Here is a 23,234-nt window from a genome sequence, read left to right as displayed (position 1 = left end):
GGATTTATTTTGAAGTTTTTACTTTTACCTCTTATTTTTACACCTTTCTTTTCGATGGCTGGCGATATAGTTGAGAACGCAAGAATAATCGAAGTGAGAAATACCGCTGCTAATGAAGATCTTTTTGAAATTATAGTACAAGGTGGTGTTGGGCCTTGCGCCAATAAAACTATTCAATTCCCTCTCGCAAGTGCAAAGTCTAAATCCGTTCATGACAGAGCGTTTTCTATGGCGCTAACTGCTTTTAGTACAGGTTCAAAAGTAAGAGTACACAACTATAAAAGCAATGATTGTAAAACGGCTGTATACATAACTCTAAGACACTAGATTTAAGTTGGAAATAATGGGTGAAACGGAGGTTTGTGTTTTTTTGACAACTAGATACACGTACCTCATCAATGTCACGAAAACATACTTTACGTTTATCTCAGTAATAAGACGGCGCTTTTTTACAAATTTATATGCTAAGGAACCAAGCTTTTCTATAGGTCCACTTACCAATAAGAAGCGCCTAACTTAAACGTTAAAGCTAAATTATAAAGGATAAAAAATGACTCGCTCTTTGAAAGGTAAATGCTTAAGTGCTATCGGAGCTGTTGTGACTACTTTTACAACAGTGACTAGCGCCTTTGAGCTTACAATTCCCTCTGCATATCAAAACTATCAGGAGAGGGCAAAGGTTCAGGAAGATTTACAGCCGCTAACACATCAGTTTGCTGGTGAACGAATCGATTACTACTCAGGTAGTATTACTTTTAATATTACTGACGTTAAAGTCCCTGGTAACGACACATTACCAGTTATGGTTTCACGAACCCTAAGACCGGTAAGCACGCCTAGCGGAAGCGGTTCTGCAAACCTTAGAAATAGCTCTCCTTTTGGTGATTGGGCGTTTAATATTCCTAAAGTTCAAGCGCGTGTGGCTGATGATAGCCAGATGGTATGCGGGTTGAATGTACCTGATACAGTCTATGACGACACTTTAGAAAAATATCTAATCCCTTGGAATACTTACTTTGATGGTATTAGCTTTACCGATGTGAGTGGCAATAAAGAAACTATATACAAGGTAAAGCCAAAGAGTAAGCCAGACTTTGTACCAAGCTCAGCGAATTATTATACAAAGAGCAAATGGATATTTGAATGTAATGGAGACTATTTTATAGCCAAGTCGCCCCAAGGGCATAAATATACTTTTGATAAGCGAAATATTCAGTCCGCTCCAACTACTCAGTTTAGTGTGCCTTTGCCGGGTACTAATGAAAAAGAGCCTGCATATGCTTTTACTAATTACGTCTCCTATTTAGTGTCAAAAATTGAAGATAAACACGGCAATAGTGTTACATATTCGTATACAAAAAAAGGTGAAAAACAAGTTTTAAACTATATACATGCTTCTGATGGAAGACGCATAGACTTTACTCATTACCCTACTACTTCAGAATATTATGTATATACACAGAAAATTAAAACTGTAACTACTAATGGTAAAACATGGGCATATACCTATGATGGTGACAGGCTTCAAAAAGTTGAGTTACCAGATAACAATTATTGGGAATACACAGGAGAATTGCGTTTTAATCTTCCAAAAAATGTTGACGCACCGTCTCTTCCTAATTTTGGTAAAGGGCCGCATCATTTCACAGTTAAGCACCCTTACAACGGTAAAGCTGAATATACCTTTGACCTAGGTTGGTTGCATCGCCTTGGCTATAGATATGCAGCTTGGACCTATTGTGTTTATTGGGACGGCCTAATAGTTCCAGAGGCTAAGCGTTGTAGCACTGTTACAGATACGTCTTGTTATAGCGATACGTGTCTCAGCCGTATGCCCACTGTTGCAATCACTAGGAAGAGAGTAAATACTTTAAATGAAGAATACGTTTGGGATTTTGAAATCGAAAACTTTGATGAAAAGTATCCAGACCATTATAAACCTGATGTGTTTCCTAGTTTCCCTGAACCAGACCCTGCAAAGGCTACGCAAAGAGTAACAGTAACCGGTCCGAACACTGTCGAAGAGAGAGTATTTAACCGTTGGTTGGGACCTCAAGAGGGTAACTTGTTACACGAAACCGTTTATTCAAGGGCAAGTGTACCGCTTAAGAAAACTCAGTATACGTATATAAGTGAGCCACATAGATATGAGGATGTAAAATGCCCCTTGTCAGGCAGTATAAACTCAGAGTCAGGCAGTAAAATAGCAGAGTCTGACAGTAAAAATTTCGAATCTGGTCTTGGTACCGATATTAATTGCCATCTGCTAGTTGAAAATAAAAACCCTAAAACAACTTCTATCACGTTGTATGATGATGAGACGGGCGAAGCCTCAAGTACCTATCTAACAGACATTGAGCTTTACAATACTTACGGTGCAGTAGAAAGACAAAAACAACAGTATGGAACAGATGTCAGGTACACACTAAACAACTACACGCACGACTTAAATAACTGGCAATTAAATTTGCCGACGACCTTATATATTGGCAGCACTGTCGAAAATGCAATTTTATACAAAGAGACAACGTACAACGAAAATTTTCAACCTTATAAGTATAAGCTGTTTGGTGACCTAATTAGTACATCAACCTACTATGCTGACGGTACGTTAGATAAGATTGACTATGCCGGTAGCAATCGTTACGAAAAGTTTGAACAATATATGAGGGGAATACCACAAAAAATTACCTATCCGTGTGCTAAAAAAAATGGATGTGATACCGCCAATGAAAGTACACAAAATACTTTAATAGCCAAGTTTGAGGTTAACAGTGACGGTACGTTAAAAAGTGCAACTGATTTTAAGGGCCATAAAATATCCTACACATACAATAGTGTTGGCTGGCTTACAGGTATAAATTATAGCGACACTAAATGGCACGACGCTAGTATCAGCTATACAGTCGTAAATGCTATAAACGATGACGTTGCAAATAGTGGTGTTAAAGTGGGTCAGTTAAAGTCTACTTATACAAAAGGAGCCTTCAAAAAACACACTTACTATGACGGCATGTTACGCCGAGTGTTAACCATTACCGAAGATTCAAATAACCCAAGTTTTAAACAGTACCAAAAGTTTACATATAATGCTGAAAACCAAAATAAGTTTACGTCTTTTGTAGGTGGAAGCTTGCCACTGACCAGTGGGACAATCAATAGTTATGATGCATTGGGCAGATTAAAGACTGTGTCACGTAACACCGACTCCAGCACCACCGCATATAGTTACAAGTCTGATAACAGTATTAGAGTGACAGATCCAAACGGAAATACAGTAACGACAAAATACCTCGCTTATGGTCAGCCGATATATGACAAACCTACTTACATTGATGCGCAAGACTCTAGCGACACAACGCTAACATACAATATATTTGAACAGGCAAAATCAATAAAGCAAGGGACTATAACTGAAAGTCGCTTCTACGATGCAAAACAACGCTTATGTAAAACTACGCGCCCTGAAACTGGCAAAATGATTTTTGGTTACAATAGCCAAAGGCAGGTTGCTTGGCTAAGTACAAGCTTTGACGAAACGGTCAAAGATGGATGTGAGCCCGATACGGCTCCTGCCACACGACAAATAAATACCTATAACAACCTAGGTATGTTGTCTCAAGAAAGCTACTCTGATGATACACCTAGTAAACAGTACAGTTATGACGCTTTAGGTAATTTAGCGGGCTTAAAGCACGGCAAAGCTAGTTGGGAATATCGTTACAATACATTAAATTTGTTAGAGCATGAAAACCTATCTGTAGATGGTAAGACCTTTGCCTCAAAGCGAAGCTACAATGCACTTGGCCACTTATCTTCAATTACTTACCCATCAAACAGAAAGATTGATTATGCCCCTGATGCATTTGGTTACCCAAGCAAAGCTGGTCCATATGCAAGGGATATTGAATATTATCCAGACGGAGCTATTAAAAAGTTTACTTACGGTAATGGCATAGTGCGTCAGGTTTCTCTAGACGACTCGCAACGTACTGAAAAAATACATGATACGTTAGGGAAGAAAGATATAAATCATTTTGAGTACAGCTACGACAGCAACGATAACACTAACAGTATAAAAGATTATGTAAATCTGGCGAATGAAGTAAAAGGATTCAAATACGACAGGAGTAACAGGTTGCTAAGTGCAAGTGGTCCATGGGGTAAGGGGAGCTTTACTTATGATGGGTTAGGCAACATCGAAACCATGAATATCAATAATCAAGCATTGGATTACGAATATAATGCTTCAAACCAGTTGTTCAGGGTCAAAAATGGAAACGATACAATTTATAGTTTTATTTATGACACAAAAGGCAATGTAACCAATAACGGCAAGCATGAGTTTACCTACAACTACGCCCAACAAATGGAAACCGCAGGGCAAAACAACTATACATATGATGGCCATAACCGCAGAGTGAAAAAGCAAACTAGTACTGGAAATAGTTACTATTTTTACAGCCAAAGCGGCACGATTTTACACCGCTTATCTGCGGATAATGTGTCGACTGACAGCGTGTACCTTAACAATATGTTAATTGTTGAAGTAGACAAGTTATAAGGAGCGCACTATGAAATTATTCAAATACGTGTATGTCATATTTTTACTTGCTCTTATAAGTGTAAAAGCGTTTGGTGAAAACATTATTTCTAAAGATGGTAACTATACAGTTAAATCACAAAACTCTAACCATGGCTCACTATTTTATGAAAAGAAAAATGATGAGGCATGGACTCAAAAAACGTTCTCAGCGTCGCACGAATATTTAGCCAGAGAAAGGACGACTGGCATTTACCGGTATCAACTAAAAGAATGTATTCAGGTCGAGGCGTGGAATGGAAAAGACCGATTGTGGGAACTTAGAACAGTTTGTAGTGGTGCTATAACAAATCACTCAGACACCTACTACGTTATCCTTACTCCCAGCACTCTAACAGCGAACAAAAGTGGCAATAATATCAACCTTTCTTGGTCATCTGTACCAGGGGCTACTGGCTATAAACTTCAACAACAAAGTAGTGTTAATGGTGCCTGGATAGACGTAACCGTCACGACAGAGACGAGTCATGAGATTACTGGAGGGGGCAGTGGTGAATATCGATTTAGAGTCAGTGCTAAAGTGGCTAACTTCAATGGCGACTATGCATACTCTAGCCCAGTTGACATCTTATATGCACCTGCTCAAATTAACACTCCAACGGTTGAAAACTATGATGGCACTTATACGGTTTCGTGGTCATCGGTCAGTACAGCAACCAGTTATACCGTAGAAGAGAAGCAAGGTGATACAGGTGCTTGGAAACAAGTTTATAGTGGCGCCAACACACGTAAGCAAGTGAGTAAGTCAGTCAACGGTGATTTTTTCTATCGAGTAAAAGCGTGTCGCAACACAACATGTAGTATTTGGAAAAACTCAACTAAGGTAAATGTATTTTTGCCGCCTGACCAAGTAAGCACAATTACCGTACCCTCAGACACTGTTATAAATGGCATTTTTGACCTCTCTTGGAGTGTATCTAATACAGCAACGTATTACCAAGTTGAAGAGCAAATCAATGGAGGGAGTTGGGGAAATTCACTTAATATTTCTAACACGGAATATAGTTACTTTATCGAATTTGATGGGCAGTATTATTACCGTATAAGAGCTTGTAATAGGGCTGGATGCAGTAGTTGGAAAACATCGAGACTTGTGACCGTTAGATATCCAAATGCGCTAGACGGTAAGGTAAAACTCATACCAATAGCAGGAGAGATCACCATATTCATTCCTGTTGTAACAAGTGTGTCAATTAATAGCTTTAGCTTTGATAATGGTGAGGGGCAAGTTAGTTGGAGCGCTCACAGTGACGCATATTATTATATTGTTAAGTTAACCGACGAAGATGGCAATGTATACACCTATACTACTTTTGATACCCAATTTACGCTTTCTGAAGTAGGCGTAGGTGAGTTTACCGTAACAGTCAGTGCATGTAATGCCTCTAATGTTTGTAGCCCAGATAGTGTTGCTGGATATATTGTTACCAATGAAATAGTGAGGTATCAACATACGGACAATTTGGGGTCGGTGGTTGCCGAAACAAACTCAAGCGGGACAGAACTCTCACGTATCACCTACGAACCATATGGTAATAAAATTGGAGCAGCCCGAGGTGGTATCGGGTATACAGGGCATATCCACGATAAGGATATAGGGTTAACTTATATGCAGGCACGATACTATGATCCAGTCATAGGGCGGTTTTATTCGAATGATCCGGTTGGAGCTATAGAGCATTTAGGCGGTGCTGGAGGTATTCACGGGTTTAATCGTTACGCATATGCAAATAACAACCCTTACAAGTATGTTGATCCTGATGGTAGGAAAGTTGAAGTAGTAGCACGACCACTAAAAACTCCAATTTTAGGTGGCGCAGGTGTTCATACTTATACTAAGGTAACTCAATCAGATGGGACAGAAACGATTTTTAGTAGTCACAAAGTTGACGGGAAAAATCAAGTTTCAAAGAATCACTCTAGTGACCAAGCCAAGCATAAATTTATTGGTAAAACTACGATATCGCCGCCAGAGGGGATGACCCAAGAACAATTTGATCAAGCTGTACTAGAACAAGGTCAGTCTATGATAGAGAGCGATTCTCTAGATTACTCAGCTTTTCCTAGTGACCCAGGAGAAGGCAATTGCAATACTACGACACGAAACCTAATTAATGGGGCTGGCGGCAAGATTCCAGAAAGTTTTGACCCCAAAGGAATGAACCCAGATCTACATGGAGATCGAAAGACAAATGAAGACCAATAATATCCAGGTTTCGGAAACCAATAACGGAAACTATAAACTCAGACTCATTGTCTTTGAGATTATAGTTTTTATTGGAGTATTTTATTATCTTCAATTATTGGCTGACACCGTAGCAAAATACACAGGCTATCCAATTGCTACATATGGTGTGCCTGCTGTCATTTGTTCCTTGATTGCTGTTATTTTAGGATTGGCTCTAAAGGTGAAAGGTAAGAAATTAACAAAGTTTGTGTTAATAACAGCTATAGTCTCGATTGCTCCGATTACTGTTTTTACTACGATGCTAAATCTTATGTCGGGGCCGTTTTAAGAATTGTATGATGTAATCCAAAGCCTCGCGCAACTTCACACGCGGGGCTTTTTATTTTCAGGAGGGTATTCAGTTTTAAATTATCTTTACTCAGTAATAGGTTTAATTACTTCGAGCAAGTGGGTTAATATGATTTCCCAATTAGGATACTCTTCATGTCCAAAGTGAATGAGTTGCCCTTCAAAGAATTCTTGGCCTCTACCGCTGGCGTGGTCGTCAATCAATACATCGCCTTTCAGTAAACCTTTGTGACTGCAAATGATTAGATTGTGGGTCATTTCGTAACCGAATTTATCTTCGACCCAAAGTCTTTTTTCTGTATACGACAAAGAATTAAAAAACACAGATACCCACTCAAGGTTGAATTTAAAGCCTCATACTTTGCGGCGCATTTTTAAAACTCGAAAACGCTAGGCAATAAATTTAGTATTGCCCCTGTTTTTAAATGTTGATATTTTGATCAAGTGCTTTTCAGAGTACTGATGGCGCAACACAATTTTACTTAATAATGCTTTGGCTGGTTGCCAATGTGCTAAGGAAAAAATATGAACATACCAGCAATAGAGTTGGTGTTAGCTAACACCAATGCAACTGTTGTAAGACAAAAACTACCCCGTACCACCTACGGTTCAAAAGATGCCATAATTCAGATCATTCGTGACGCTGTTGATATGGAAGAATCCATACGCAACATTTATGCTTTTGCTTTAGAAGGAAGACCAGGTGGCGGCCGTGATTGTTATCTTGCATTTCTGGTTGAATATCACAATGATCATTTTGACTTATTTGATGATAGCGCAATGAATATGGGGAATACATCAAGAGAGTACGAAGTCATATCAATAATGCAACATATGTCACTATTAGCAAATCCTAACCATCTATTTTATTCAGTCAAGCGTCTGCCATATCAATTAAGAGATTTTCCGCCACTTCAAGCTGCTTGCTTGGTTAAGAGCCAATCATTCAAACCCTTATTGCCCAATTGGCAAATGTTTCTGGCTACTTTCAACAAAAACATGCAAGTCTACTCCAAATCAGTTTATCAAGCAGAAGATTGGGAAGTTCTTTATGATGAAGCAAAAGCAGCTTTAAGGGATATCAATGTGTGCTCTATTCACCAATTTATCGGTAATCTAACAGAATATGAGCAGCTAAATATAGGGATGATGCGAGGCCATGAGTTTCGAGTGTTTATCAGCACCAAGGGAAATGAATGCCAGATTTGCTTTATTCCCGTTGATAATGCTTACACCGTTTATCAGCAGTTAGAAAATCATAACCCCGAGTTTGTGTACGGTGATTTTTTACCAGAGTCTATCGTTCGAAGTGCCGGACAAAGATTGCTGTCGCTTAATAAAACAGAACTAATGCCTGCTAGCCAAGATAATTTGCGTTGGGTGTTTAGAGAAAATCAATCTGAGTTCTATGATTAAAAGCAATCATAATAGTATCTTGCTGAAGCATACATTGTTGCAGTAAGGTACTTAAAACTTCAAGCGATACCCACCTTAATCCTAACGCCTAAATTTAGCTATTATTAACTCATTTAATGCTGTAGACCTTTTTAATTTTATTGCACCTTCCTATGCTGAATTTAAGTGGAATAGTTTGCTAATTTACTTTGGATCTGATGCTGACTTTGTTTGGACTCGCTGCTGAAAGTGATTGGATTTTGCACCGGCTCTGATGCAGTAATTTTTGGCCAACTAAAGGAAAGTTTTGGATTTCTCAATACATCCCAATCAGAGTCAAAGTCTTTTCTAACCTCTCTATTTATTGGTGCTAAAAAACTTAATACATTCATATGTTTATTTTGATAAGGGTTGAGTATAGAATTCAGGGCCAAAAATATTGCAAGGAGAAGTAAATGAAAAAGTTCATGCTATTGTTTTTTTGCACTGTGAGCTTTAGCAGTCAAGCCGCTGCTACTTGGCATAGTGGAAAAGTTAGAACAGTTTATCCTATATCAAGTGGTGGTTTTATTATTACATTTGATAATGATCATCCTAGCTGTCAAAACCCGTCTAACCCAAAATACTATCACGTAGTTGAAGGCAAAAATGGTGTAACAAAAGACGCAGTAAAAAACTTCTTATCTGTTGCTCTTTCTGCAGGTGCGATGCAAAAGAAATTAACAATAAACTTCGATAGCAGCGATAAAGGTTGTTATATAAATAGATTAAATATCAATTTTCAAAGTTAGGATGGAGTTATAAATAGATGCGTTTTTTATTACTTTTTATGATGTCAATATTCTTCTATTCCCCATTGAGTTTTGCTAACTACACTTGTGAAGGCAAGGTGCAGGGATTGAGTATAGATCCAAGAACAGGGGCTTTGCTTGCGGAAAAGATTGGGCCACTGAATTGGCCAAAGTTATGCTCAATAACTCATACCTCAAACAATATTTCCCCTGAAAGTTGTAAGGTGATTTACTCTAGCCTACTTGCTGCACAAATGGCGAGTAAAGAAGTCAAGTTTTGGTTTAATGATGGTAAAGACTGCTCTCAAAAAAGCCATACACCCTGGCAGAATTTGACCGGGTGGTACTTTGGCCCAATGATTAAATAAGGAGTTATTAGAATGAAGTTGTTTGCTTTTATTTTAGTTTTATTGTCGTTCCAGTCCATTGCCGGTTCTCACGTAGGTTATATTGATACTTTGTATGCTCGCTCAAATGGATTGCATCTTGTGGAGCTATCAGACTCATCCACGATTAGGTCAAAACCTAGTTGTGCAACGAATAAGTATTGGCTCATAAAAGACGAAAACGCTACTTATGGCAAGTCCCAGTTTAGTCAGTTATTAAGTGCGAAACTTGCAAAGAGAAAAGTGACAATTAACGGGGCAAATACATGCACAAGATGGAGAGGACATTAATTATATTGTTATTCATGATTAGTGAAGTTTATTAATATTTAGGAAAATTTACATGAAAAAAATAATTTTAATGCTCCTGGTTTTAACCTCATTTAATTGTTTTTCTGAAACTGGAAGAAAGGTTGAGCAGATATTTTACTGTGGCTCTGATTTCGCTTTAAAAATGGATAACCAAGAGTGGTATCTTGTACAAAAAGCTGCTGTAGGAGAGCAAAAATTCGATCATTTATATTCAATGGCGCTGACGCTTTTGGCAACGGGGAAAAAGACAGGTAACTTCTTTCCTGGTAAACCTGTCCCTATGTGGTGTGGTAATGCTAACTTGAAGCCAATTACCATATTGAGCATTACAAATAACTAAAACGCGAAAAAGAAAACAGTTAGTAGTCGTAACATTTCTTTTGGGGTTTCTCTGGGTAGTTATTGGTGTAATAATTTCGTTAATTGCAAGCAGTGCTTGAGGGGGCTGTTTGGGGGCAACAATTCACTAACAGATGCACCTCTTTGTTAGTGAATTATAAAAATTATCCAAGTCCGTTATACGCTCTTATGTAGCTTTTGTGAAAGCGCAACTATCGCATTATTAAATCTGATGGGGCTAAGTCAGCTATAGGTCGTGCTTATTTAGACGTTCATTATACAGTGGATGAAATAGAAATAGAGTTTGGAGTGCACTACTCAACTGAAAGTCGAGCTGTTGCAAAGAGCAATCCTTGATCTCAATTGTTCTAATACCAATTTAAGATTAAGTTTATGAACTGCATGGTTACTTAGTGTATTTATGTTTAAAGTTCGAGGTGTTAAAATTGAAAGGCTCATAGATAATTTAGCCGATTGTTACTTTAAGTGTTTGTATGGAAAGTTACTAGTCTTTATATAGCTAATAGATAATCAGGTAAATTTTAAATTGAGTCATTAAATATCTCAAAAGGAAATCTTATACATATGCTTAAAAATAAAACACTATTAGCAGTGTTTATACTCTTTGTGTATGCATCAAGTGCACATGCAAAAGGGTACCTAAATCCACTTGGTACAGGTATTGGTATAGATAAATATCAATTTCTAGGAAGTAATGGTGGAATGATTGTTTGGTTATCTGAACCCGCACCGCAGAACCCTGGAAATTGTAATGTGACGACGAAAGTGCATATTAAGAGTAGTTTGACTCACTTCAAAGAAATGGCTGCTACGGTTATGGCTGCTCATGCTCAAGGTAAAAAAGTTGGATATTGGTCTAGTGGTTGTGGCACAAATTACTTCTGGGGTCCAAATCATACATTTCCAGTGATTCGAGATTTATGGATTACTAATTAAGTAGGGAGACAAGATTTTCACTACTAAGTATATAAACTTAAAGTGTGATGTAGTCAGTGGGTTGCAATGAATATAAAAGGTGAACTAACTGAGGTTAATCTTTATTAGTTTAGCTTATTAATAAATTTATGTTGTAACTCACTCTATTTATTAAACAAAGCCCTTCCTCATAGACTTTATGTAGTTTAATATTGCTTGCCCAAATAAAGGTACAAATTTTCACTTTTTTTAGGTGTCCTAGTCACAATTTTATTTAAACCTAGATATTAAGTCTTTTATCCGCACTCATCATGAATTTAAAAATATTATTACTTCTGCCTATCGTAATCTTCATTATTACCGGTTGTTCCAAATCAAGAGTTACAACATTTTTTAGCCCTGAAATTCCAAAAGCAACTTATATAGGAAAGGGAACAAATGCAGGGCCGATGTTGGTCGGTGCACTTGGTGCTACCGGGCTTGCTGTAGGTATAGCAATAGACCAAGGCATAGCGAAAGACTTTCATAAACAAATTGAAATATACAAAGCCAAGCATATAAAGAACATTTCTTTGCTACTGCAAGGTTATTTTCCTAAAGCTGTGAGTTTTAGCTTTTCACAGCTTAAGTTTACTGCTGTAAAAAACGACGAAGACTCAGTAAACACAAGCTTGATTATAAAAATAGAAGAAAATAGTGCCATTAAATTCGTCACTGTTGAACTTGAAATAATTAAGTTTGATGATTTAAAAACGTCAGATGCTTTCTGGCATAGTTTAATAAATAAACTAGAAAAAGGACTGTAATATGAAAAAGTTAGTCTTACTACTTTTACTACCAATATCTTCTTTATGCTACTCAGCGACATTCACTAACAAAGTTACTGAAATACGAGTATTCGAAGACCGTGTGGCAATTCATATTGGTAAAGGTTACGGAACATGTGGTAATCGAGAAGGTTGGTTCGGTTGGTCAACAACTCATAACAGGCATCAAGACTGGATGAGTCTAACTATCTTAGCAAAGACGACAGAACAAACGCTAACAGTCTATGACTCTCAAGGTTCATGTAACGGACCTGAGGGTACAGTGGGTATTGAAGGGATGTTCTTAAAGTCAAATAATTAAATCTGATTACAAACTGTCAGATACTTTATGGCAAAACTTAAAAAACAAAAAAGGAATATAATGAAAATTTTTTTAATTGTATTGCTCACTTTAATCATTTCTTTTGGTTCTAATGCGAGTACATGGGCTAATGCATCTGGAAAAGTAAGTAATATACAAATATGGGTAAATGGAAATGATACTTATGGAGTTTGGGTCATTTTAGATAATGGTTCTGTCACTCCAAATGGTTGTGGTCTGACTTACTATTTACAACATAATGCTTCTAACAAAGACATAGTTTATAGCAGTTTACTCACAGCCAAGGTATCTGGCGGTAAAGTTACGATACAAACTGATAAAAGTAAGAACGCTTCAGGCTTGTGTCGAATTCATAAAGTTCTTTTTTAACGAAATATATTAAGGAATAGGTAGAGACGAAATGAAAAGTAACCTATGTAAGCTGTTATTAGCGATTACTTTAATAATTAGCTTCGACACTCAGGCTAAAAATGTTGCATGCAAAGGTGAGATTTTTAACATTCAAATAGATAGAAACTCTAGACTTTATGCATCATTTACAGGCGTAAGTTCAACCCCCTTGCATGTAACTAATTCTGGTATATGTCATCTTAACGGCAAAACATCAGATATTGAGTACTGTAAGTCTTTATACAGTTCTTTTTTAGTAGCTATGACAGCTAAGAAAACAGTGACCTTATGGTTTAATAAAAGCAATGGTGTGTGCCCTAGCGGGGATTGGGTCAACCTACAAGAAATGGGGTTATATCACTTTCGTATACAAAGATAGAAAGTCGATTTAATGCTGTTTCTAATTTAAGTGCAAGGGGCGATATTTTAAAAATATAACCATTGTTCTGTTAATTACTGTACTAACTATAAAGATACAAAATGAAAAGATTAATATTCACCATAATGGTTGCAATTAGCACTACAGCTCAGGCCAAGGATTGCTCTTTTACCGAAGTCAAAGCTGTACAGGTAGAGAAGACTGGTACTTTAGTTTTGTTAAAAACAAGCACGGGCTCAGAGCACTGGAAGAAAATAACCAATAACACCGGAAGTTTTATAAATGCTTATTTATCGGTAGTCCAGCAGGCGCTAGCGACAAATAAAAGTTTAGTTATTCGTTACCCTAACGGATATGAGTGTAATAAAACTGATTACGGCACCATACCCGACATGATTCGGATTTTGAAATAGATCATATCGTAAAACAAAGGGGTTAATTTAAAATTGACGGTTTTCATCTTGGTCTCACAGCAACTTTAAGATTTTCAAAACAGAGAGCTCGTTAAAAAATGGAGAGTACATTGATTCTGAAAAAAAGGGTTCTATTACCCATTATTTCTTCTTTGATTATTGGATATTCAAGCAGCTCTTATGCTGAAACTACTTGGATACCAATTAGTAATGGTGGCATATCATTTGTTATTCCATTAATTCCTAACGGAACGTTTCCGTCACCTAGCAATATCCGTAAAGTTGTTAGCGGTAATACAGTTTCATTTCTTTGGGATGATATAAAGCATGCAAGTAAATACCTAGTGCAAGGTTTAAACAGCGCAGGACAATGGGTTGACTTAAAGGTTGTCAATTCAAACCAAGTTACAATTGACAGTTCATTTAATGACTATTTTCAGTTAAGAATAACAGCATGTAATTATAACTCTTGTAAAGGAACAGGTATCGCTTCAAGAAGTTATGCTTTTAATAAAAAAGTTATTTTTATTCATACAGACCTACTAGGTAGTCCTGTAGCCGAAAGTACAAAGGAATAATAAAAAGTATGTTACAACATTTTAATAAAGCACTTTGTGCTTTTGTAGTATTAATTTGTTTTTATGCCGAAGCAGTAGAGTATGCGCTTCCAGACTATAATTTTCATTATACAGACTATAACAAGAAAGATACCAAAGTTAGCACATTAACAACTGAGTTGATGGGAGATCAGATAGATACTGCAACAGGTTCTCTTTCAATTGTTCAAACAGATTTTACAATTAACGTTAATGGCGGTCTAAGTTTCAACTTCGCAAGAATATTAGATCAACCTGGTGAGTGGTTTTTACAAACAGGTGAATTTGGAACTTGGAGTTTAGATATACCTCGTATCAGATCATCATATGCAAAGGATTATAATGGTGATCACCATGGTGCATATTGGGCTGTAGGTAAGGCCTGTACCACAAGACTGAACAGTAACCCAACAATCAGTCACAATTCAGGAGGGACCTATTGGAGCTGGCAGCCTGATGATTATTGGAATGGTGACGTATTACACCTTCCTAATCAAAAATCTGTAAAGTTGTTGCAAGGTTCAGGGGTAACTAAATATACAAAAGATCACCATAAAATAGAGTGTATTGTTAGCAAAAACAAGCCTGAAGGTTTTAAAATTACCGACAAACAGGGCATTACATATTACTTAGATGTATTAAAAACGGTTGAAGATAGCCAAACTTACCAATTGACGCCGACCAGCATGACTCCATGTAGAGAATTCTGTGAACCTGAGCTACCAGGTGAAAATGTAGTAACTTACCCAACACAAACTGATGTTAAGAAATACAACGTATTTTTAATGGCATCAAGAGTAGAAGATAAGTTTGGCAATTTCATTAACTTCAATTTTGAAGGAGAAAAATTAACCTCTATCACAACATCTGATGGGCAAACGGTCAGTCTAACTTGGAAAGATAACTTGATCTCATCAGTAACAAAAGCTAGTCAGAACTGGACTTATGGATACAAAAACCAGGCGAGTAAAAAGGTTTTGGAAAAAGTTGTATTACCTAACACTCAAGAATGGAACTATTCTCATCCCCACTTAGCGAGTAAGTTTGAAGGCCCTCCTACAACTCGAACTTTCGGCGATAGCTGTATCGCTCAAGGGTATGCCAATGGGGTCTATATTGATATAAAACATCCGCAAGGCAGCAGAGCTAAGTTCCATACAGTAGGACGTTGCACCTCAGTAATTAATGTTCCAAAAATTAGAATTCAAGGTTTAAATGGTGAACCTGAACACATACTAGGCCATTGGATAAAAACAGAGCACCCAGTTATTTCACTCTCTAAAAAAGAGTTAGAATTCCTAGGTGGAGACTCTTATTTATGGACTTATGCTTATTCTCAAAAATCGGGTTCATTTACACAAGATGATGATATCTACAATGTAACCACAGTTACAGGACCAGATAGTAATATTACAAAATACTACCTAGATAGACGTTACGGTATTGGCTTTAACAATCTGTTGAAAAAAGAGACCTTTAATGGAACTACTCTGATACAAAGGGAAGAATATAAATATTCATTTTCTAAGAGTTATGGTAACGATTATTCATATATTGATATTAAGCGCTCTGATAAGCCTTTTGATGCTCAGAAAAAAGATTATTCTGCAGATATAAACGCTCGATTAAGTGAGTTAAAAGTTACGAATTATGGTACTCAAGATACAGTGTTCACAAAACAGATTAATGCATTTAACGAGTACGATGAACCAAGTTACATTAAAGAGTTTAATAGCTTTAGTACCAATGAAAAGCATACCAAAGCGCAGTTTGAACACGATCTTTCTAGAAACGCATTAAACTTAGTCAGTAAAGTACAATTAAGTCCTGAAGCAATACTCGATGATACAAGTAATATCGCATATCAATACAGTTTCAAAACAAGTAACTTCAATGGTGTTGACGTTAAAGTTACAGATAAACTTACAGTTTATGGGCAATTGAAAAAGACATATGCAACTTACCACCCATCAGGAAATGAGAAGCGTGTTAACTTTAATGCAAATAATTCATTTATCGAGTTTGAGGATTATAAACTTAATGAGCCTCAAACTATCAAGCTACCAAAAAGAAATGAAGAAGGCTCTTTAACAATCAGTCGCCAAATTGACGACAACGGTTGGATAAAAAGCATCACAGATTTAAATGGTGTAACCACAAACTACACCTACGACAAAGTTGGCCGATTAACATCAATCGATTTAACCAACGATAGTACTTTTGGTAACTGGCAAGATACGCAATTTGTTTGGGATGATGCAACAAATACACGCACCATTAATCGTTGTACTCTAAACGCTGACAGAACTGCATGTATCGATAATGTAAGCTTTGAAACTGTTGAAAATTATGACAGTCTACTTCGCCTTAAATCAACCACGTTAAACGACAAAGTAAATAATATCACTCGATATCAGAACTTTACCTATGACTATAGAAACTTACCAACATTTACTTCTCAAGTAAGTGACAGCCCGACTGAGTCGAAGGGGGTTACGACAGTCTTTGATGCACTAGGAAGAAAAGAAAAAGTCAGCACAAGCGGTTTAGGCTTTGTTACTTATGAATACTTGAGTGGCAACCGTATTCGAGTCACTGATGCGGGTAAAAATACTTCGAATGACAAAGACTCAACGACGACAACATATCAAGCATTTGGTAGTCCAAGCTATGATGTTGCAACCAAGATAGAGTCGCCTGAAGGCGTAACCACAGACATCAACGTAGATGTTTTTGGACTCGTTCACAGTATTACTCAATCAGGTCATGGTAAATCGGTTACAGAAACGAGAAAGTATGACGCAAACAAACAACTTTGTTTGATTCAACGACCTGATATCGGCAATACACTGTTAAAACATAACGCTCTCGGTGAAGTTGTTTGGCAAAAACAAGGTGTAACCAACACTAATTGTGTCACTACAAAGCCTGCTAATAGTACTACATTTGCCTACGATAATTTGGGAACAATCAAATCGGTTACTTACCCTGATTCAACACCCAATGTGACCTATGGTTATGACAATAATGGTAATTTGATTTCAATTAAGTCTGGTGATGTTGAGCATGTTTACAACTATAACAACCAAAACTTGTTAGAAGATGAGTTGTTGTATATTGATAGTAATAACGCTCTCAGCGTTGATTACGAGTACAATGCATTACAACACCGCAAGTCTATTACCTATCCTGATGGTATGTACGTCAATTTTGCGCCGAATGGCTTTGGTGAAGCGACACAAGCAATTTATAAAGTCGGTTCTAAGGAACATCAAGTATTCGCCAAAGACGCGGTTTATTACCCTAGTGGCCAAATAAACTCGTTTACCTACGGCAATGGTGTCACGCATAAAACTGAACTAGACCCTACAACACTGCTACCTAGTTCAATTACGGATAAGCGTAATAGTACTAACCTTGTCAATTTAAGTTATACCTACGATAACAACATGAATGTGACGTCAATCACAAATGGCGTACAAAGTACTTATTCTCTTACTAATTTAACCTATGATGGTTTAGATAGATTAATAAGTACTGCAGGGGGAGCTGACATTGGCAACTCTTTAATGACTTATGATGCAATCGGTAATATTGAAACCTATACATCTAAAGGTCGCAACCTGTCTTATACCTATGATGGCACAACAAATCGTTTAACGAGTGTTGCAGGTATTTCAGGTAAATATAACAGCATTGCTTACGACGGCAGAGGTAATGTTAAGAACAATGGCAGTTTTGATTTAAGTTATAATTTAGCGAATCAAATGAAGTCAGCAAATGGTAATAGTTACTTGTATGATGGCCATAACCGTAGAGTTAAGAAAACAAACAGTGATGGTCATGCTGAGTACTCAATGTACAGTAAGGACGGTACATTACTGTACAGAGAAAAAGGTAGCGCTTCAGGTAATGGCACAAACTATATCTATCTAGGTAAAAAGCTGGTTGCAAAATATGGAGATGTTGCGCCGCAAACATTGGCTGAAAGCAGACAGCACTATCGTCCATTTGGTGAGACCATAAACGAGCCAAAAGATGATGTTGGTTATACGGGCCATAAGTTTGATAAAGACATTAACCTAAGTTATATGCAGGCACGATACTATGATCCAGTTATCGGGCGGTTTTATTCGAATGATCCGGTAAGCGCCATTGGTCATTTCAAAACTGGAAATGGACCTGTTCATGGGTTCAATCGTTATGCATATGCGAATAATAATCCTCATAAATATATAGATCCGGATGGAAGAAGCTCTATCCCTGGTTTCCAGCTAACACCATACGATAAAGGAGTTGGACCATCGGGAACACCAATATCAGACCCTGGTCTGACTATGCTAGCAGAGGCAACAACACTTAAAATTGGAGTCGGCCCTGGAGGTCAAGCTAAATACAACATACCTGGTGTAGGCAAAGGAAGTGTTGGATTGTCTGCTTCGGCATCAGTTGTCATGTCTGGTAGCGATAACAGCTCAGGTATTGAATTTGCTGCTGATGGTGGAGCAGAGCTAAGCGATAATTCAGGTTCTAACGTTGTAAAGTTACAATTAGGGAAGGCTGAAGCTTTAATGGTAGCAGGACAAAATCAAACTAATGTAAAAACTGAAGGAATGAAAGCAGAAGCTTCCTTAGCAAAAGGACCTGCTTCTGCCAATACTTCAGGAAAAGTTAAACTGGGTGCACATGTAGGGGTACTCAAAGTAGAATTAGAAGTCGATACAAATAAACTGTAAAACGTTCAAATTATAAATGTGTGTTTGGTGAGGTAATTTTGAATATATATGAATATGATTTATTAGCTTTTGTTTTATTCTTGTTAGGTTTGCATGTGCTTAAAACAGGACGCCTAAGTTTTCAGTTGCAGGCAGGAAGTTCGGGGGTTAATACATTTGTTAATAATTCACCAAAAGTTTCAAAAAACATTAAGCTAAACACATTTCAAGCTAGAGGTTTTGGAGTCGCTCTAATGCTAATTGGAATTCTTATATACTTTACTATGGATGGACGGCTTCTTTTTGTTCTCTAGTGTAGCTTAGTTATTTTTTAAGGTGAATACATGATGTTTGAAAAACACACTAACTTCACTAGAGCTGCTTATATAATTATAGGGCTCAATTCCTTAATAGGACTTTTGAGCTTAGCTGTTATAAGCAGCTTTCTTAGTGAATTTAAATTGGATTTTCAGTATATAACAACCCTGTTTTTATCTATTTTACTGTTTCTTAATGTTTATTTTGCATTTTTGATATATAAAAAAAAGCTATTCATGTTGAAATTCTGTTTGTGGCTTTATGGATTTCAAATCATTGGATTAAAAACAGATAACTTTGAGTTTAGTTTGGTTTTTGGTACGAAACTTGAGGTTACATGGTCGATTGGCTCTTTTAATTTAATGTTTAATATAATGGCTTTCATCATATTGTTTGTTTTGTTTAAAGCATTATCAAGTTTAAAACCAACCCAACCTAAATAAAGTGGATAAATGTTCACTAAATGAAGTCGGTGGCAAATGCGCTCTTCTCGCATTTGTTAACGGCTTTTTTATGTGCTGATTTTCTTCGGAATGACCTGCCAATTTAAACTGGATCTGATGCGACTTTGTTTGGACTCGCTGTTGAAAGTGATTGGATTTTGCACCTAATTTGTTTTGGACTGAAGCCGTTTCTCAAAAGCTAAAATTCTACTATCCCCTTTCAGCATTTCAGCCTTTCCCAACGTTTTTGTGAAAGCTTGTACTGAGTTTCCATGCCAGTACTAGGGCCCAAATTAAAGAAGGATTATTAAAATAATGTTGTTATAATAATTTCCTCGCATTGTTCAAGTTAGACTATTCGGAAAAGTGTATGGTTTATGAACTATTTAGTTGTTAGTTTGAAAGGAATATTTTTGAAAAATTTACTGTGTGCGACTTTATTTTTTTTGCCATTCTGTAGTGGTGCAGGAGAACTGGTTCGGAATGCTGTAATTACTGAAGTTGCTAGTTCTAGTAGTAACAAAGATGTTTTTTACGTGAAGTTAGAGGGAGGCTCCGGCCCATGCGCTAACGGTTCAGTTGAGTTTCCTGCAAATAAATCCCAATCTGAGCAATCTTATAACCAAGCATTTTCAATTGCACTTGCTGCAGCAATGAGTGGTAAGAAGATTAGAATACATAACTATTCCAATAATGAGTGCAGTGGTGCAAACTTTATTGGCATTTATACAAAATAACAAAAGAAATGAAGGCGGTTGTATAAAATTGGTTCATAGCCAGCCACTTATTTAAGTTGTTACTGTAACAACTCCCATTTTAATAGTGTTTTTTTGTAAAATTTTAGTCAGCCTCAAGATAACTACTAATTGGCGTCATATCGCCAAGTGAATCATGAGGCCGCTCATAGTTATAAATATCTAACCACTTTTCAGTGATTTCGCGTACTTCTTGCAGTGACTCAAACAAGTATGAATGTAGTCCTATTCACGGTAACTTTGGTTAAACCTTTCCACAAAGCCATTTTGATAAGGGCTGCCAGGTTTTATAAGCACCAGTTTGATATTGTTTTACGTCTTCCAAACTTCAAGTACCGTTGAGGTAAATTCAGGGTGGTTATTTGCTCTTATTTGTTTTGTTTTGACAGGGGGGACTGCGTTTTTTTTCTGTTTGAGTAACTTATCAGCTATTTGATTAGTCTAATTGAGTAAAGTTTACAATAGTGAGTCCCTGACCCCCTCCACTTGTATATATCTTCTGGGTGGCCATCAATCGTTAATTTGCTCGAACTATGATAGGCAGATAAAACAATACTTAAGTTTGCATTAAAGCCCTTTGTATTTGGAGATAACCAATATCCCTTACAAATTGTCGAAGGGTTATCAACTTTAAAGATTACATCACCACCACCATAATCAGGGTAGGATTGTAGAATATTTATAGTTGTTTCTACAGTGCGCTCCACTGCCGAGGCTGTATAAGGTAAAGATAATAAAATCAATGCAGGTAATATTTTTCGCATAGGTAGTCCTTTTTGATTATTGCTAACAATTTAATATCTGTTGAACGGTTCGTTTTCTCATTGAATCAATTTTAACATTAATCATAAGGGTATGATATAAAACATTTTTATGGTCATGGGGAAAGGAATGACTTTCTAAAAAACGACGAAGGTTCGTTTTTAGCTCTTTTTTAGTCACTAGTCCAAGTACTTTTAGAGCAGGAACTAGTTACGCTTGAAGTTACAACTTGGGCCAACGACTCTTAGCTTAATCTTTGTTTAATATTTAATAAAAGCCTTATTCCCATTAGTTACATATCTAAATTCTCAACCTGCCGTAAAATCTCAAATTAAATGTCACTCACCACAAAAAACAGGGCGATTTCTTTACTTGTTAGTTGCAAAGCATCTGGTACAATCAGTGGATTAAATTGCAGTTGCCAAGATTAAAGCGGTGTTAGATGAGAATTTTTAAAGCTAAAAGCCCAGCGGGATTTGCTGAGGAATATATTGTTGAATCAATTTGGAATGGTGAATTTCCACCAGGTTCAATTTTACCAGCTGAAAGAGAACTCTCTGAGCTGATTGGCGTAACTCGCACAACGTTACGTGAAGTATTGCAGCGCTTAGCGCGTGATGGTTGGTTGACGATTCAACATGGTAAACCAACCCGCGTAAATAACTTCTGGGAAACATCAGGTTTAAATATTCTTGAGACGCTAGCGCGTCTTGATGAAGATAAAATGCCAGAACTGACTGATCAGCTTTTATCTGCACGTACCAACATCAGCGCAATTTATACGCGTGCGGCAATTAAAGTAAATCCACAGGCTGTTATCGAAACGCTTGAAAAGAGCAAAGACTTAGAAGATAACGCTCAGGCATTTGCAGATTTTGACTATCAAGTTCACCATCAGCTAGCGTTAGCAGGTAACAACCGAATTTATGTTTTGGTGCTTAATGGTTTTAAAGGCCTTTACTCTAAGATTGGTGGTCATTATTTCTCAGACCCACGTACCCGCGCACTGGCTAAGCAATTTTATTTAGACCTTATAGCGTTGGCTGAAAAAGGCGACTTCGATGGTTCAATTTCTTTACTAAGAAAATATGGTCATCAAAGTGGTGAAATTTGGCAGCAAATCCGTGGTGATATGCCATCAGATATCATGGACTAAACTCTATGATTGAAAAAAGCCCGTAGGGGCTTTTTTTATGCCTATAGTTTATACAATCAAAAAAACTGATTGTAGCTATCGGTTTATTTGATTTTCAATTTTTTGAGTGTCCCCATAAACTTGTGAAAATTTTTAATTGGGGTTGTTTTTTTATAACTAGCCTCAATAATAAGTGTCAAAGCAAATTGATATTGTCATTTTGCATTGGATATAACCCTAACTAATTGGAGAAAACCATGGGTGTATTAGTAGGCCGCAAGGCACCTGACTTTACAGCAGCAGCAGTATTAGGTAACGGTGAGATCGTTGATGGTTACAACCTTCACGAGCGTATTAAAGGTAAAAAAGCGGTTGTATTCTTTTACCCACTAGACTTCACTTTCGTTTGTCCTTCAGAGCTAATCGCTTTCGACAAGCGTTACGACGAGTTCCAAAAGCGTGGTGTTGAAGTGATCGGTGTATCAATCGATTCTCAATTCTCACACAACGCATGGCGTAACACACCAGTAAACGAAGGTGGTATTGGTCCAGTTAAATACGACTTAGTTGCTGACGTTAAACACGAAATCTGTCAAGCATACGACGTTGAGCACCCAGAAGCTGGTGTTGCTTTCCGTGGTTCATTCCTAATCGACGCTGAAGGTAACGTACGTCACCAAGTAGTTAACGATCTTCCTCTAGGTCGTAACATCGACGAAATGCTTCGCATGGTTGACGCACTAGCGTTCCACGAAGAGCACGGTGAAGTATGTCCAGCAGGTTGGACTGAAGGTAAATCAGGTATGGACGCAAGCCCAGAAGGTGTTGCTAAGTTCCTAGCTGAGAACGAAGGCGAGCTATAATTTAGCCCTTGAGTTTTT

General features: G+C 37.2%; 23 protein-coding genes. 19 read left to right on the top strand and 4 right to left on the bottom strand.

Going from position 1 to position 23,234, the window contains the following annotated elements; translation table 11 throughout:
• Positions 1–9 precede the first annotated feature (9 nt).
• From ACXAC4_RS12940 to ACXAC4_RS12925, 4 genes are all read left to right on the top strand, one after another.
• Positions 10–327, top strand: a complete 318-nt coding sequence (locus ACXAC4_RS12940; protein ID WP_475162264.1) for a DUF5992 family protein — start codon at positions 10–12, stop codon at positions 325–327.
• A gap of 223 nt (positions 328–550) precedes the next feature.
• Complete coding sequence (locus ACXAC4_RS12935; RefSeq protein ID WP_475162259.1) at positions 551–4,564, top strand: RHS repeat domain-containing protein; 4,014 nt, start codon at positions 551–553, stop codon at positions 4,562–4,564.
• A gap of 10 nt (positions 4,565–4,574) precedes the next feature.
• A complete protein-coding gene (locus ACXAC4_RS12930; RefSeq protein ID WP_475162253.1) occupies positions 4,575–6,809 on the top strand; it encodes an RHS repeat-associated core domain-containing protein in 2,235 nt (744 codons plus the stop codon).
• A complete protein-coding gene (locus ACXAC4_RS12925) occupies positions 6,796–7,119 on the top strand; it encodes a hypothetical protein (RefSeq protein ID WP_475162250.1) in 324 nt (107 codons plus the stop codon). Before ACXAC4_RS12930 ends, ACXAC4_RS12925 begins: the two co-directional genes overlap by 14 nt.
• An 86-nt stretch (positions 7,120–7,205) precedes the next feature.
• Here the strand turns inward: ACXAC4_RS12925 and ACXAC4_RS12920 are convergent, their stop codons facing one another.
• A complete protein-coding gene (locus tag ACXAC4_RS12920) occupies positions 7,206–7,463 on the bottom strand; it encodes a 5' nucleotidase, NT5C type (protein WP_475162246.1) in 258 nt (85 codons plus the stop codon).
• A gap of 201 nt (positions 7,464–7,664) precedes the next feature.
• Here ACXAC4_RS12920 and ACXAC4_RS12915 point away from each other — a divergent pair, with 201 nt between their 5' ends.
• From ACXAC4_RS12915 to ACXAC4_RS12855, 13 genes are all read left to right on the top strand, one after another.
• Positions 7,665–8,555, top strand: a complete 891-nt coding sequence (locus ACXAC4_RS12915) for a hypothetical protein (RefSeq protein WP_475162240.1) — start codon at positions 7,665–7,667, stop codon at positions 8,553–8,555.
• A gap of 434 nt (positions 8,556–8,989) precedes the next feature.
• On the top strand, positions 8,990–9,325 hold the full coding sequence (locus ACXAC4_RS12910; protein WP_475162238.1) for a hypothetical protein: 336 nt from the start codon (positions 8,990–8,992) through the stop codon (positions 9,323–9,325).
• A 17-nt stretch (positions 9,326–9,342) separates the two neighbouring features.
• Positions 9,343–9,693 (top strand): hypothetical protein, encoded by a 351-nt coding sequence (locus ACXAC4_RS12905; RefSeq protein ID WP_475162233.1) that lies wholly within the window; start codon positions 9,343–9,345, stop codon positions 9,691–9,693.
• Between the two features lie 361 nt (positions 9,694–10,054).
• On the top strand, positions 10,055–10,363 hold the full coding sequence (locus ACXAC4_RS12900) for a hypothetical protein (RefSeq protein WP_475162230.1): 309 nt from the start codon (positions 10,055–10,057) through the stop codon (positions 10,361–10,363).
• A gap of 584 nt (positions 10,364–10,947) precedes the next feature.
• Positions 10,948–11,319 carry a hypothetical protein gene (locus ACXAC4_RS12895; RefSeq protein WP_475162227.1) on the top strand — a complete coding sequence of 124 codons (372 nt, stop codon included), beginning with the start codon at positions 10,948–10,950 and terminating at the stop codon, positions 11,317–11,319.
• A 290-nt stretch (positions 11,320–11,609) separates the two neighbouring features.
• Complete coding sequence (locus ACXAC4_RS12890; RefSeq protein ID WP_475162225.1) at positions 11,610–12,104, top strand: hypothetical protein; 495 nt, start codon at positions 11,610–11,612, stop codon at positions 12,102–12,104.
• Position 12,105: 1 nt separating this feature from the next.
• The gene (locus ACXAC4_RS12885; RefSeq protein WP_475162223.1) at positions 12,106–12,426 is read left to right on the top strand and encodes a hypothetical protein; all 321 of its coding nucleotides are present in this window, start codon (positions 12,106–12,108) and stop codon (positions 12,424–12,426) included.
• 60 nt (positions 12,427–12,486) lie between these two features.
• Positions 12,487–12,816, top strand: a complete 330-nt coding sequence (locus tag ACXAC4_RS12880; RefSeq protein ID WP_475162221.1) for an uS9 family ribosomal protein — start codon at positions 12,487–12,489, stop codon at positions 12,814–12,816.
• 501 nt (positions 12,817–13,317) lie between these two features.
• A complete protein-coding gene (locus ACXAC4_RS12875; RefSeq protein WP_475162219.1) occupies positions 13,318–13,629 on the top strand; it encodes a hypothetical protein in 312 nt (103 codons plus the stop codon).
• A 110-nt stretch (positions 13,630–13,739) separates the two neighbouring features.
• Positions 13,740–14,207, top strand: a complete 468-nt coding sequence (locus tag ACXAC4_RS12870; protein WP_475162218.1) for a hypothetical protein — start codon at positions 13,740–13,742, stop codon at positions 14,205–14,207.
• Positions 14,208–14,215: 8 nt separating this feature from the next.
• Positions 14,216–18,961 (top strand): RHS repeat domain-containing protein, encoded by a 4,746-nt coding sequence (locus tag ACXAC4_RS12865; RefSeq protein WP_475162216.1) that lies wholly within the window; start codon positions 14,216–14,218, stop codon positions 18,959–18,961.
• A 323-nt stretch (positions 18,962–19,284) separates the two neighbouring features.
• Positions 19,285–19,701 (top strand): hypothetical protein, encoded by a 417-nt coding sequence (locus tag ACXAC4_RS12860; protein ID WP_475162214.1) that lies wholly within the window; start codon positions 19,285–19,287, stop codon positions 19,699–19,701.
• A gap of 377 nt (positions 19,702–20,078) precedes the next feature.
• Positions 20,079–20,438 carry a DUF5992 family protein gene (locus ACXAC4_RS12855; RefSeq protein WP_475162213.1) on the top strand — a complete coding sequence of 120 codons (360 nt, stop codon included), beginning with the start codon at positions 20,079–20,081 and terminating at the stop codon, positions 20,436–20,438.
• A 103-nt stretch (positions 20,439–20,541) separates the two neighbouring features.
• Here the strand turns inward: ACXAC4_RS12855 and ACXAC4_RS12850 are convergent, their stop codons facing one another.
• From ACXAC4_RS12850 to ACXAC4_RS12840, 3 genes are all read right to left on the bottom strand, one after another.
• Positions 20,542–20,667, bottom strand: a complete 126-nt coding sequence (locus tag ACXAC4_RS12850; RefSeq protein ID WP_475162210.1) for an integrase core domain-containing protein — start codon at positions 20,665–20,667, stop codon at positions 20,542–20,544.
• A gap of 14 nt (positions 20,668–20,681) precedes the next feature.
• On the bottom strand, positions 20,682–20,753 hold the full coding sequence (locus ACXAC4_RS12845; RefSeq protein ID WP_475164125.1) for an integrase core domain-containing protein: 72 nt from the start codon (positions 20,751–20,753) through the stop codon (positions 20,682–20,684).
• 131 nt (positions 20,754–20,884) lie between these two features.
• Complete coding sequence (locus ACXAC4_RS12840) at positions 20,885–21,220, bottom strand: hypothetical protein (RefSeq protein WP_475162206.1); 336 nt, start codon at positions 21,218–21,220, stop codon at positions 20,885–20,887.
• 440 nt (positions 21,221–21,660) lie between these two features.
• Here ACXAC4_RS12840 and fadR point away from each other — a divergent pair, with 440 nt between their 5' ends.
• On the top strand, positions 21,661–22,374 hold the full coding sequence (gene fadR, locus ACXAC4_RS12835) for a fatty acid metabolism transcriptional regulator FadR (RefSeq protein WP_138484067.1): 714 nt from the start codon (positions 21,661–21,663) through the stop codon (positions 22,372–22,374).
• Positions 22,375–22,610: 236 nt separating this feature from the next.
• Positions 22,611–23,216, top strand: coding sequence for a peroxiredoxin C (locus ACXAC4_RS12830; RefSeq protein ID WP_130255311.1), 606 nt, complete (start codon positions 22,611–22,613; stop codon positions 23,214–23,216).
• The last annotated feature ends 18 nt before the right edge of the window (positions 23,217–23,234 follow it).

This window comes from Pseudoalteromonas sp. AWM4_233, assembly GCF_056158285.1.
This window is presented reverse-complemented; position numbering and strand designations above follow the sequence as displayed.

Excerpts from the sequence above, each read along its gene's own strand:
- ACXAC4_RS12875 (WP_475162219.1), top strand. The coding sequence starts at position 13,318 with ATGAAAAGATTAATATTCACCATAATGGTTGCAATTAGCACTACAGCT.
- ACXAC4_RS12885 (WP_475162223.1), top strand. The coding sequence starts at position 12,106 with ATGAAAAAGTTAGTCTTACTACTTTTACTACCAATATCTTCTTTATGC.
- ACXAC4_RS12915 (WP_475162240.1), top strand. The coding sequence starts at position 7,665 with ATGAACATACCAGCAATAGAGTTGGTGTTAGCTAACACCAATGCAACT.
- ACXAC4_RS12840 (WP_475162206.1), bottom strand. The coding sequence starts at position 21,220 with ATGCGAAAAATATTACCTGCATTGATTTTATTATCTTTACCTTATACA.
- ACXAC4_RS12890 (WP_475162225.1), top strand. The coding sequence starts at position 11,610 with ATGAATTTAAAAATATTATTACTTCTGCCTATCGTAATCTTCATTATT.
- ACXAC4_RS12855 (WP_475162213.1), top strand. The coding sequence starts at position 20,079 with ATGAACTATTTAGTTGTTAGTTTGAAAGGAATATTTTTGAAAAATTTA.
- ACXAC4_RS12905 (WP_475162233.1), top strand. The coding sequence starts at position 9,343 with ATGCGTTTTTTATTACTTTTTATGATGTCAATATTCTTCTATTCCCCA.
- ACXAC4_RS12900 (WP_475162230.1), top strand. The coding sequence starts at position 10,055 with ATGAAAAAAATAATTTTAATGCTCCTGGTTTTAACCTCATTTAATTGT.
- fadR (WP_138484067.1), top strand. The coding sequence starts at position 21,661 with ATGAGAATTTTTAAAGCTAAAAGCCCAGCGGGATTTGCTGAGGAATAT.
- ACXAC4_RS12895 (WP_475162227.1), top strand. The coding sequence starts at position 10,948 with ATGCTTAAAAATAAAACACTATTAGCAGTGTTTATACTCTTTGTGTAT.
- ACXAC4_RS12930 (WP_475162253.1), top strand. The coding sequence starts at position 4,575 with ATGAAATTATTCAAATACGTGTATGTCATATTTTTACTTGCTCTTATA.
- ACXAC4_RS12865 (WP_475162216.1), top strand. The coding sequence starts at position 14,216 with ATGTTACAACATTTTAATAAAGCACTTTGTGCTTTTGTAGTATTAATT.
- ACXAC4_RS12880 (WP_475162221.1), top strand. The coding sequence starts at position 12,487 with ATGAAAATTTTTTTAATTGTATTGCTCACTTTAATCATTTCTTTTGGT.
- ACXAC4_RS12925 (WP_475162250.1), top strand. The coding sequence starts at position 6,796 with ATGAAGACCAATAATATCCAGGTTTCGGAAACCAATAACGGAAACTAT.
- ACXAC4_RS12910 (WP_475162238.1), top strand. The coding sequence starts at position 8,990 with ATGAAAAAGTTCATGCTATTGTTTTTTTGCACTGTGAGCTTTAGCAGT.
- ACXAC4_RS12830 (WP_130255311.1), top strand. The coding sequence starts at position 22,611 with ATGGGTGTATTAGTAGGCCGCAAGGCACCTGACTTTACAGCAGCAGCA.
- ACXAC4_RS12935 (WP_475162259.1), top strand. The coding sequence starts at position 551 with ATGACTCGCTCTTTGAAAGGTAAATGCTTAAGTGCTATCGGAGCTGTT.
- ACXAC4_RS12860 (WP_475162214.1), top strand. The coding sequence starts at position 19,285 with ATGATGTTTGAAAAACACACTAACTTCACTAGAGCTGCTTATATAATT.